The sequence below is a fragment of the Peptostreptococcus sp. genome (assembly GCF_977045075.1).
Window position 1 is genome coordinate 1 of sequence record NZ_CDRRTB010000052.1, and the last position, 11,608, is coordinate 11,608.

Sequence of the window (11,608 nt, forward strand, 5' to 3'; positions counted from 1 at the left end):
CAAGCTTTTTTTCAATGAAGGCAATGTCTTCGCACAGCTTGTAGGCAATTTCATTTTCCTTATCAAACATTGATCCCATGTCTATATCAAGGGGGTAGTACTGGTCAAACAGGATTGCTGACTCTCCGGACCTAGAATAGGCTGTCAGCCTATATCCCCTTGTCTCAACTCCTATAAATAAAACCATCTTCTCCCCCCTATAATATAAAACATACTTCTAATATCTAAACTATCCTAAGCTAGCCAGCCTATTTGCCAACAGCCTTAGTATCTGGCTTTGGATAGAAGGTCTTACCACCAGCAGTTACCTTTAGCTCCTTGCTGGTAGCATCCTCCTCTAAGGTAAATTCACCAGTTACACTTTGAGGCTTTGGTTTGCTAGATAGGTATTTAGCCTCTACTAGCTTGTCAATATTCTTTAACTCTTCACCTTCCTTACCCTCACTCTCTGCCATATATACTGCAGTCGCTATATTAGAAGCATTTGCATAGTCTGCATTTTCCTTGGCCTTTTTCTGGGCTCCAGAAAACTTAATCGCTACTATACCAGCAAGTATACCTATTATGGCAACTACAATAACTAGCTCTACTAGGGTAAAGCCCCTTCTTTTTTTAGCCTTTGTAAGGCTAGTATTTTTAAGCTCTAACTTATCCATTGATATTACCTCCAAAACAATTCTACGGACCCAAGTCCAACTATCAACCATAGTATATAGGCCCCTTTTCCAGGCTGGAGTATAGTCACCTACCCTGACTTATATTATTTGCCACCCACATATTGTCTATGGTCCTATTGTCCTAGACTAGATATCATATCAAACATTGGCGAAAGGATGGCATATAGACAACCCCCTATTATAAGCCCCATTAAAAGTATTAGGGCTGGCTCAACAATTTTTACTAGGTTTTCAAGTTCTTGGTCTAGCTCTCTTTCATAATAGCTAGAGGCCATTTCTAGACTCCTATCAAAATTCCCAGATTCCTCTCCAGACATGAGCATAGATATGAAAACCTGGGGAAATATACCCGATAGCTCCAGCGACCTGGTCACTGAGTTTCCCTTTTTTATTCGTTCTCCAACTAACTTCATCTTCTTTTCTATATGGGAATTGTCCAATAGTCTAGTGGTGATATCTATAGACTCACCTATATGCACACCACTTCCCAAAAGTATGGCCATTGCCCTGGAAAAGCTATCGGAAACAATCATCCTATGTAAACCTCCCAGCTTGGGTATTTCAAACTTCTTCTCGTCATACCAGGCTTTAATTTCCCTGCTATTCTTTACCATCTGGACCAAGGATACTAGCAATAGGGTTGAAAATACCAGTAGTATCAATAGGTTTGTCCTCAAAAACCTGGATAGGCCAAAGAGGCTCCTAGTGGCTACTGGCAGCTGGTCCATATCAACAGCAAAGGCAGCCTCAAAATTTGGAACTACAAACACCAGCATAAAAATCAGGGAAAGAAGAGTCACAAAGACCAGTATCATAGGGTATATGGCAGCAGCTAGGAGCTTATTTTTAAGCCTGTGCTCCCTATCATAGTAGGCAGACATTTTTTCAAAAACAAAGTCAATATTACCACTGACCTCACCGGCCCTTATCATACTTATGAAAAAGACTGAAAAAGCATTGGTCAGGTAAAAAGCCTCTGTCATAGTCCTTCCCCTCTCTATATTCCTCTTTACCATGATCATGACCCCAGATACCTTCTTTGATGAGGTCTTGATTATAGTATCGAATATAGTCATAAGGTCACATCCAGACTTCTCCATACTGGCTATCTGCTGGCATATAAGCTTGAGTTCCTTATCCTTGATTTTTTTCTGCAATAGAATCTTCATATGTCACCATTCCATTTTCTATAGCCAGCCTTCTTATCCTCTTGGCCTCCCAGCCAGATTTTACAGCAGACCTAAGCTGGTCATCCATTTTTAAAATCTCATATATAAGGGTCCTAGACTCATCCTTTGACCCACTTATTATTAGCTTCTTCTTGACCAGGCGTTGGGCAATTACACCCACTAGGGCTGAATTAATCATATACCTGTCTATCCCCATATCCTCAAGCCTAACAATGGCTGAAATTGCATCATTTGTATGGAGGGTAGTAATTACAAGGTGGCCTGTGATAGCAGCCCTTAGGGCTATTTGCGCTGTATCTACATCCCTGATTTCACCCACCACTATACAGTCGGGGTCCTGCCTCAGAATTGATTTCAAGCCATTGTCAAACCTTAGTCCAGCCTTGTAATTTACCTGGACCTGGTTGATACCGTCTATCTTATACTCTACAGGGTCCTCTATAGTTGTTATATTAATACTCTTGTCTTTTAATTGATTGAGCAAGGAATATACGGTCGATGACTTACCACTGCCAGTCGGGCCTGATACTATAAGCATGCCACACTTTTGGTCTAGTATGCCCTCGATTATTTTCTCAGCACTTGTAGAAAAACCCAGCTCCCCCATGGTTTTTAAGGAGCTAGACTTATTTAGTATCCTCATAACCAGCTTTTCTCCATATATGGTCGGTATGGTACTCAACCTTATATCGATGTCCTGACCCCTGTATTCATAGCTAAAGCGACCATCCTGTGGTAGTCTCTTTTCAGTTATGTCACATGAAGCCCTTAGCTTGATTATAGTACTAATCTCATGGTGGTTAGTCAGTGACAGCCTATCAACCAAGACTAGGTCACCATTTGACCTATACCTGACCAGGATTTCCTTGCTAAAGGGTTCTATATGGATATCGCTTATATCAGCCTCTATTGCCTGACTGATTATATCATCCACCATCCCCTTGGCCATAGTTTCAGGATCCTTGTCCAGGTCCTTGTAGGACTGGTCTATCAGCCTCCTAATATTGTCCCTAGTATCAAGCCTGACACCTATCTCTCTTCCAGAAATGGCCCTAAGGCTATTTACCAGGCCTATATCGAATTCAGCCATAAGGATTACTAGCTTGGTATCACTAGCACTTAGCGGAAATATACAATACTTATCCGCCATTTTTTTGGGAACCACTGTCGACAAAATATTCTCCAAAATCCTCTACCCCCTTACTCACAGATATATAGACAAAAAAAATAAAAATAACCCCGAAAAGTTATTTTTATTTTAAAATTATATTTAGTTTATTTTTTACAGCTTACTATAGTTGGACAGGACCCTTTATCCCATCCTGATAAGTACATTTAACTATTCTGTATAGTATTAAAGTCTGCACGTGAGGTAGAAAACTCCAAGTGCTGGCCAGAGTCATCCGGACTAGGTGGCGTAAGAGATACTATATAGTCGCCTGTAGAAATTTTTGGCTTATTCTCCGTAGTAAAGAATTCTATGTCTCCAGACTCAGTCATGGTAAAGATATTAATTCTCCTATAGTCCATTACCCTATAGTATTCTTCTTCCGTTAGTTCCTCTGTAATCTGTGTTGCAGCGAAGTCATATCCATCTTCAACCAGTCTTATTAGACTCAGGTATGTGGCCCTGTAGTCTCCTAACCTCGGTACACCTATCTTCTGGAGTTCCTTAAAGTCAGACCTGACCTTGTCTCCCAAGACATTGATTATACAAATACTGCTAGTATGTTCAAATCTACTTACAAACTCATTGGATACCAGTATATTGTATAGGGGTATCGGAGTATTAAGGAGCATCTTCTTATAGATTACTAGGTCAAGGTTGTAGTTGGCAACCTCGTATAGGATTTCTCCCTGGTAGGTCTCAATATCTGTATTTATGACATTTTCTAGGTTTTTACCACTATAGTCAACTATTAGGCTAGGTACATCCCAATCCTTTAGGAACTTGGCCAAGGCTACAGAAAATGGATTTGACCCAACTATCACTAGGCCCGGCTTACCATCATGGGCTAGACCAAGTTTCTTAGCCAATGGTTGAATAGAAAATCCGTGGGCAATCACGGTAACTATTACCAAGGCAAAGGTAAGGGCTAGTAGGAGTTCAGCATCCTTATGGCCTTCCTCTACTAGGAGGTTACTGAAGTAACCTGTAACTGTAAGGGCAACTATACCCCTTGGGGCAATCCAGCCTATAAGGGTCTTTTCCCTAATATTCAAGTCGGTCCCTATGGTTGACAACCATATAGAAAGCGGTCTAACTATAAATAGCATAGACAAGACAAAAAGTATTATTTTTAGCTGGAATATATCAACTAGAATAGACCTTGATAGGGATGATGTCAGCATGACAAATACTGAAGATGTCAATAGTATTGATATATTCTCATTAAAGTGCTTTACCTGCTCTATAGATGATATATGCATATTAGCAAGGATTACACCCATTACTGTTACTGCTAAAAGTCCTGTCTCATGGGTAATAGATTCACTAAGACTGAAAGTTCCCAAAACCAGACATAGGACTATGGCCGACTTCAAATACTCTGGGAAGTAATTTTTCTGCAGTGCCCTACCGGTTCCTATACCCACTAGGCCACCAATCGCTACTGCTATTAAAACCCCTATACCAAACTTGACCAGTATGCCTGGACTCACACTTGTAGAGGTAAATACCTCTGCTGCCTCAAAGGACAGGACTGCCAGTATGGCCCCCATTGGGTCAACCAGGATACCCTCCCATTTTAAGATTGTAGATACCTTGGAATCTAGCTTGGCCTGCCTTAGTAGGGCAATTATTACAGTAGGTCCTGTAACTATTAAAAGTGCGCCTATAACTAGTGATGTAGTGATTGATAGCCCAGCTAGGAAATAGGCACTTAAGCTTCCCAAAATCCATGAAATCAAGGCCCCAAATACTACTATCCTCTTTATGGTCATCTTTGTATCGGTAATCTCCTTAAAGTCTAGGGACAAACTTCCCTCAAACAGGATTAGGGCTACCGATATAGATATTATTGACTTATATATGCTATCTCCCAAAACCTGGGATGGCACTATTATATTTAGAAATGGTCCAACAATTAGTCCTGCCAAACTCATTATTACTATAGCTGGTTTGGAAATCTTCCAAGCCAACCACTGTGAAAATACTCCTAAGAATATTATTAACGAAACTGCTAATGTGGCTGATATTTTCATCAAACCCCTCCCTTCCTTTATCTTTTTGAGAAAATAAGGGCTTCCTTCCTCTTAGGTGGCTTTGGCTTTGATTCCATATAGCCCAAAATCAATGGGGCTACTGACACGAAAGATTCTGGTATATTATATTCCTTCTTAAAATCTTCTCTGTTAAATATTTCCTGGCCAAAGCCTATCCAACAGGACCCGATACCCTTGCTAAAGCCAGCCAATATCATATTTTGAGCCAGACAGCAAGAATCCTCTATGTACCATGGAGAGCTCTTATCTCCAAATACTATAACTAGGTTTTTTGCCCCATAAAATAGGTTAAAGTCAGGATCCTTAAACCAGTTTATATATTTCTTATAGGCAGGTAGGTCATCTATTCTCGACAGGATGTCTACCTTTCCTATGTCCGACCACCTCTTGATTTCCTCAGGGTCCTGGATTACTACAAATCCCCAAGGCTGGCGGTACTGGCCTGTTGGGGCACACATACCTAGGTCGATCAATTCCATAATTTCATCATAAGTTAATTCCTGGTCAGTGAAGCTTCTAACACTCCTCCTAGACCTTATGCACTCTAATATATCCATATTATACCTCCCCTAGATTAAACTAATAAATTCAGGACTGGACTTGTATGATTATTCCAAATAAATTAACTGGACATGCCTCATAAATATCAAGTCCTTTGACCCTACTCTTCAGAAATCCTTGACTCCATCATATATATTAGGGATTCTGCTGGCATCTGACCAAGCTCAGCCAAATCACTTACATTCATCTTGGCTAGGTCACCATTGGCAGCAAGATACTGCAGCTGGTTGAATCTTGGATTTACAGATATTATATATTCCTTTAGGTAGCTAAACCTTTCAAAAAGTTCCTTTGCTTGTGTATCCAACCTGATACCTGACTTACTTTCAAAAATATTGTCCTGTGATTTCATCTTATAACCTCCTCTTATTTTTAAATGTACCGAGTCCTAACTATGTGCTTTTATAAGCCTTATTTATACTCTATACAATTTAATCTTCACATATTTTTAGCGTGATTTAATATTCCTTTTGTCCTTTATATTATACATAAAATTTGAGTTTTTATATATAAGTATAATTATTTTTTATCCATAAGTGGATGGATTAATTCATTTTTTTCGACTTTTTAGGATATACTCTTGAATTTTTATATGATATTTATAGGTATTTTTATAAGAGAGTCCCTATAATTTTTTGTAAAAATTTTCTATGAGCTTATATTCGGCTAAAAAATATAGGTCGTATTTCCCCCTATCAAGCAGGAAATCCACGACCTATTTTTATGCTAGTATTTTATTAATTTTCCTCTTCCTTACCAAACTTCTTTAGTAAGAACTGGCCACTCTTGTCACATGATAGGGCTAAAACTCCACCACACAAGAAGGACAAAATTACATGTATTATGTCACCACTCATAACATTTATACCCATTGAGGCTGCCCCAAATGTTGTAAAGCATCCAATAAAGGCACCCGGTATAAACCACAATTCCTTGGCCTTAGCCTGCCAACACATAGTTGCTGATATTACACCTGTCATTATAAAGGATACAGCTACTACATTTGGTACTAGACCAGATATATACATTGCTACAAGGGCAGATATCATACCTGATAAGGTAGACAAAATCGCTGTCTTGACACCCTCTAGACCGTGCTTACCAGAAGCAAAATATGCTGTACACCCAGCAAAACCTATCCAAGTAACAAGTCCTAGAGACTGGATTGAAGAAATTGCTCCCCATATACCACAACAAATACCTGTTCCCAAACCTAAAGCAAATAAAGCGCTCATCAAAATCCTCCCTACTTAATATTATTAAACTAACATCATTCCTACACTAGTATAGCATGCAGAATTAAGACTTGCAATTCTTTATTTCTTTAATTTATACCTATTTTTTCAGACTGGTATTTTATTTTTTTTAACCGGTCAATAAAGAGGGTCCAAGTAGGCATATAGGTAAATTTGTCCTAGTAGATAGCCCTGTCAAATACTCCCTTTAGGTAGGCTAAGACAACCCCATAGTTGGTGATTGGTATGCCAGATTGGCCTGCCAAGCCTATCCTATTCATCATATTATTTCTAGTCATCATGCAGCCACCACATTGGATCATCAGGGCGAACCTCGATAGGTCAGTCTCATCGAGCTTACCTTGAGAAAATTCAAAGGTCAGGTCCTTGCCCGTCTTTTGTCTTATTAGTCTTGGTATCAGTACTGTACCTATATCCTCATGTGATGTAGTATGGGTACAGGATTCGGCTATAAGGACCCTGTCTCCGTCCTTCAAGCTATCTAGGTAGGCCGCCCCCTCTAGAAATACACCTATATCACCCTTTTGTCTGGCAAATACTATAGAAAAGCTAGTCAAATCAATATTTCTTCCAGACTCATCCAGTATTTGAGCCACCTTGTCGAAAACCTTAGAGTCTGTAACTACCAGGTCTATAGACTGAATCTTATCAAGGGCAGCTTCAAGTTCTGTATCCTTTACGACTATAGAAATTATAGCTTCATCAAGGCAGGCCCTAACCATCTGGACCTGGGGTAGGATGAGCCTACCCTTTGGTGCCTCTGAATCTATAGGTACTACCAAGACTACTGTGTCACCAGGCTTGGCTAGTCCATCTAAGAGGCTCCTATCCTCTTCTAGCCTACCTATATTGTCTGCTATAAATCTAGATAGCATATCCTTTAAGGCCTGGTTGTCTTGTCCTATAGATGTAAATATGCAGTCAGATGCTTGCCCTATAGACCTTTTATAGTCATCTATATCTTCCAGGCTATCACACTTATTAAAAATATAAATGGCCCTTTTGTTAAGTTTTTTATACCTGTCCCTAGCATCTAGGAGGTCCTGTCTTCCTTCATATCCAGCATTAAACACATGGACAATTAGGTCAGCCTCCCCAATTTCTAGCTGGGTCTTCTTAACCCTCATTTGACCCAGGTAACCCAGGTCATCCAGGCCGGCTGTATCTATTATCCTCACTGGTCCATAGCCTATTAGCTCCATATTCCTTCCTACTGGGTCTGTCGTTGTGCCTGCATAGTCTGATACTATAGACATATCCTGGCCCAATATCAGGTTAAAGAGGCTTGACTTGCCACTATTTCTCCTACCTGCTAGGACTATGGTCTTCCTGTTTGCAATCGGCGTATTATTCATCCTAATTTCACCTATATATATAAGTCCCTGATTCCATCCTTTAGCTTGTTTATATTATCCAGGGTAAACTTCTTTATATCCTCTCTATCTATCTCATCTGCCTGGTCTCTGACGAACTTCTCCGCCTTTTCTAAGAATTCTTCATTACCATAGTCAACTGCATATTCCATTAGAGTTGTAAGGGCATTTGGCTTGCACATATAGTGGATTTTTTCCGACTTGGCAATGTTCATAAACTTTTCACCTGTACGTCCGGACCTATAGCAGGCTGTACAATAGCTTGGTATGTAGCCGTGGTCTATCAGGTCGTCGATTACCTCTATTGGCTTTCTGTCATCAGCCATCTCGAACTGGCCTATATTCTCACCGACCATAGACTCATGGTAGCCACCAACGCCAACACATGATCCTGCTGATATCTGTGAAATACCATATTCTATAAGTTCTTTTCTCATGTCCTCATCTTCTCTAGTTGACAGAATCATACCTGTGTATGGGACTGCCAGCCTAATGATGGCAACAATCTTTTTGAACATATCATCATCCAGTAGGTGGGGGAAGGTTTCAAGTGAAACTCCCTCGGCTGGACGTAGCCTTGGAACTGATATGGTATGGAAGCCTACACCGTACTTTTTCTCTAGGTGCTCGTTATGCATCATAAGTCCTAGGACTTCAAACTTAGGGTCTGCAAGACCAAATAAGACACCTGCTCCAACATCATCTATACCTGCCTCCATAGCCCTGTCAAAGGCTGTCAAGTGGTAATTATAGTCTCCCTTTAGGCAGTTTGGATGCATCCTTTCATAGACCTCCTTGTCGTATGTTTCTTGGAAAAGGATATAGGTTCCTATCTGAGCATCCTTTAGGGCCTTGTAGTTTTCAACAGTAGTAGCAGCTATATTCACATTTATCCTCCTGATGACCCCATTTTTTTCATAGGTATCATAGATGGTATTTATTGCCTCTAGAACATAGTCAATCGGACAGTTTAGAGGGTCTTCACCCGCTTCTAGGGCCAATCTCTTGTGGCCCATTTCCTCAAGAATTTCCACCTCACGCCTGATTTCATCCATAGTCAGACGCTTCCTATTAAATTTATTCTTACATTTGTATCCACAGTATATGCAGTTATTCACACAATAGTCGCTAATATATAAAGGTGCAAACAATACTATCCTGTTTCCATAGACATCCCTCTTGATCCTACCTGAAACCTCATAAAGTTTCTGGACCTGGTCTGGGTCCTTGATTTCAAGCAGGGCTGCAATCTCAGCATGGTCAAGCCCCTTCTTATGTGTGGCCTTTTCCAATATCCTGTCAATGTCTTCTCTACTAGTATTTTTTGCACCATCAATTAAAGATAGAATATAGTCTCTATCTATACTTACATTTTCGTCAAATCTCTTCCTATTCATCTTGTCCACCTTTCAAATTAGAAATTCTTTTTTGTCAGATTTTTAATACATTTAATAGACTTACCAAGAAGGGTTATAAATATATTTTAACCCTAGCTCGACTAGTCGCACATCTTGCTATCTCCCCTGGACATATCTGCCCTATACCCATAGGCTTCTAGCTCCTGCCTTATCAACCTCAGTGATTCAGCAGATTCACTGCCCGTACTTTTTTTATTATTGTAAAGGCTGTAGTCACCCCTGTACTTTATTGGGGTCAAATTTGGCATTATCACATTTGCGCCAGCATCCAAGCCCTTCTTCCTACCCATCTGGCCTATGCTTGCAAGGGCCGTAGTTGCAGGTAGTAGTACCTTTGGCAGCAAGAGCCTTATAAGGGCCAGCATTAACACCGTCTGGTCTAAAGTCCCAGGTGAATAGTCCTTCATAGAGGTACTTGAATGTGGTATAAAAGGACCTATACCTATCATTTCAGGCTTCAAGTCCTTTAAGAACCTAAGGTCACGAGCATAGTCCTCGTTGGTATACCATGGTAGACCAACCATAAAGCCTGCCCCAGTCTGAAAACCCGTATATTTCAAGCTACGTAGACATCCAACCCTAGAATCAAGGCTAGAAAATGGATGTAGCCACCTATACAGGCTTGGGTTTGAGGTTTCATGTCTAAGCAAATACCTGTCAGCTCCAGCCAGCTTTATTGACCTGTAGGACTCTATTGGCCTCTCACCTAGAGACAGGGTTATAGCCACATCAGGAAATAGTTTCTTTACAGCTTTTACGATATCACAGATACGCTTATCTGTAAAGTATGGATCTTCTCCACCCTGGAATACAAATGTTCTAAAACCAAGCCTGTAGCCTAACTTACAGGTATCTAATATTTCCTTTTTTGTCATCCTATACCTCTTGACATCCTTGTTGAAGGTATTGATACCACAGTATTTACACTCTCTTTTACAGTAGTTTGTAAACTCTATTAGGCCCCTCATATATACAGTCTTGCCATAATGACTGTTCCTGGTATTATAAGCTAGGCCAAGCAGGTAGTCCCTGTCCTCGGAGTCCATATTATCCAAGAGATATACCAAGTCCTCTTCCCTAAGGTCATGATCAAAATAAAGGTCATTTATTAGCTTATATACTCTTTTATTCATAAACTATCATTCTTTCTATAAAATATATCTTTAATAGGCTACCCATACCTACCTTGAAATTGCCGTCTTTACTGTGACCCCCTCTAGGTTACCCAACCTACCTGTCATGGTATTTATCTGGTCCATAGTACCAACTACTGTGATACTGATGACTGACATACACTTGTCCTTAAGCGGCAGACCCATCCTACCCCTGACAAGGTCATGGTATTCAGCAACAATCCTATTAAATTGACTCTGAGACCTAGTAGGGTCCTCCAAGATTGCACCTATAACGGCTACTCTTTCGTCCATAATTCCACCTCCAAAAGTCATCTACTTCTTACCTAAAAATTATATCATAAAGTATAGGCTTTTAATACATGTATGTGTATAAAAAAGAAGTCCCCCTAGCAGTAGTTTAGCTATTGCCAAGAGAGACTCCCTTACTAATCATATATTTAGTGTTTTTGTGTTTTTATTTGTTTTAGATTTATGTTTATTTTAAAGTTTTTATTTATGTGCTTTTTGTAAAATTTGCATGCCTTGTTAGGGGGCAGCTTTTCGTTTTTATAGATTGCTTAATTCTAAGCAGCCTTCTTCCAGATACCGTAGATCATACCTGATATCACTGTACCTATAATAATTGATAAGAAGAAGAACAATACATGGTGAGGGTTCATTACGAAGGCAACCAAAACACCACCGTGTGGAGCTGGGGCATTTACATGCCATAGCTGAGTTAAACCACCTGCAATAGCTGAACCTATCACGGAGCTCACGATTACTCTTACTG

At 40.0% G+C, this 11,608-nt stretch carries 12 protein-coding genes and 1 pseudogene; all 13 read right to left on the reverse strand.

Annotated features, from left to right (window positions below):
• On the reverse strand, positions 1 to 187 hold a 187-nt coding region (locus ACW6OJ_RS05330; protein WP_456095965.1), incomplete at its 3' end, for a hypothetical protein.
• 61 nt (positions 188 to 248) lie between these two features.
• The gene (locus ACW6OJ_RS05335) at positions 249 to 656 is read right to left on the reverse strand and encodes a type II secretion system protein (protein ID WP_455103645.1); all 408 of its coding nucleotides are present in this window, start codon (positions 654 to 656) and stop codon (positions 249 to 251) included.
• 134 nt (positions 657 to 790) lie between these two features.
• Complete coding sequence (locus tag ACW6OJ_RS05340) at positions 791 to 1,846, reverse strand: type II secretion system F family protein (RefSeq protein WP_456095966.1); 1,056 nt, start codon at positions 1,844 to 1,846, stop codon at positions 791 to 793.
• Positions 1,812 to 3,053, reverse strand: coding sequence for a GspE/PulE family protein (locus tag ACW6OJ_RS05345; RefSeq protein WP_456095967.1), 1,242 nt, complete (start codon positions 3,051 to 3,053; stop codon positions 1,812 to 1,814). The genes ACW6OJ_RS05340 and ACW6OJ_RS05345 overlap by 35 nt, the downstream gene beginning before the upstream one ends.
• A 149-nt stretch (positions 3,054 to 3,202) precedes the next feature.
• Positions 3,203 to 5,071, reverse strand: a complete 1,869-nt coding sequence (locus ACW6OJ_RS05350) for a cation:proton antiporter (protein WP_455103648.1) — start codon at positions 5,069 to 5,071, stop codon at positions 3,203 to 3,205.
• A 17-nt stretch (positions 5,072 to 5,088) separates the two neighbouring features.
• Entirely contained in the window at positions 5,089 to 5,649 is a 561-nt protein-coding gene (locus tag ACW6OJ_RS05355; RefSeq protein ID WP_314494882.1) for a nitroreductase family protein, read from the reverse strand.
• Positions 5,650 to 5,753: 104 nt separating this feature from the next.
• A complete protein-coding gene (locus ACW6OJ_RS05360) occupies positions 5,754 to 6,005 on the reverse strand; it encodes a hypothetical protein (RefSeq protein ID WP_314494880.1) in 252 nt (83 codons plus the stop codon).
• Between the two features lie 385 nt (positions 6,006 to 6,390).
• Positions 6,391 to 6,888 carry a DUF1097 domain-containing protein gene (locus ACW6OJ_RS05365; protein WP_455103649.1) on the reverse strand — a complete coding sequence of 166 codons (498 nt, stop codon included), beginning with the start codon at positions 6,886 to 6,888 and terminating at the stop codon, positions 6,391 to 6,393.
• Positions 6,889 to 7,067: 179 nt separating this feature from the next.
• Positions 7,068 to 8,264, reverse strand: a complete 1,197-nt coding sequence (gene hydF / locus ACW6OJ_RS05370) for a [FeFe] hydrogenase H-cluster maturation GTPase HydF (RefSeq protein WP_455103650.1) — start codon at positions 8,262 to 8,264, stop codon at positions 7,068 to 7,070.
• Positions 8,265 to 8,275: 11 nt separating this feature from the next.
• Positions 8,276 to 9,679, reverse strand: a complete 1,404-nt coding sequence (gene hydG / locus ACW6OJ_RS05375) for a [FeFe] hydrogenase H-cluster radical SAM maturase HydG (protein ID WP_455103651.1) — start codon at positions 9,677 to 9,679, stop codon at positions 8,276 to 8,278.
• A gap of 101 nt (positions 9,680 to 9,780) precedes the next feature.
• Positions 9,781 to 10,833: a [FeFe] hydrogenase H-cluster radical SAM maturase HydE gene (hydE, locus tag ACW6OJ_RS05380; protein WP_455103652.1), complete on the reverse strand. Its 1,053-nt coding sequence runs from the start codon at positions 10,831 to 10,833 to the stop codon at positions 9,781 to 9,783.
• A gap of 48 nt (positions 10,834 to 10,881) precedes the next feature.
• A complete protein-coding gene (locus ACW6OJ_RS05385; protein WP_293426307.1) occupies positions 10,882 to 11,127 on the reverse strand; it encodes a TM1266 family iron-only hydrogenase system putative regulator in 246 nt (81 codons plus the stop codon).
• A gap of 272 nt (positions 11,128 to 11,399) precedes the next feature.
• Positions 11,400 to 11,608: pseudogene (locus tag ACW6OJ_RS05390) on the reverse strand (PTS fructose transporter subunit IIC); the annotation flags it as partial.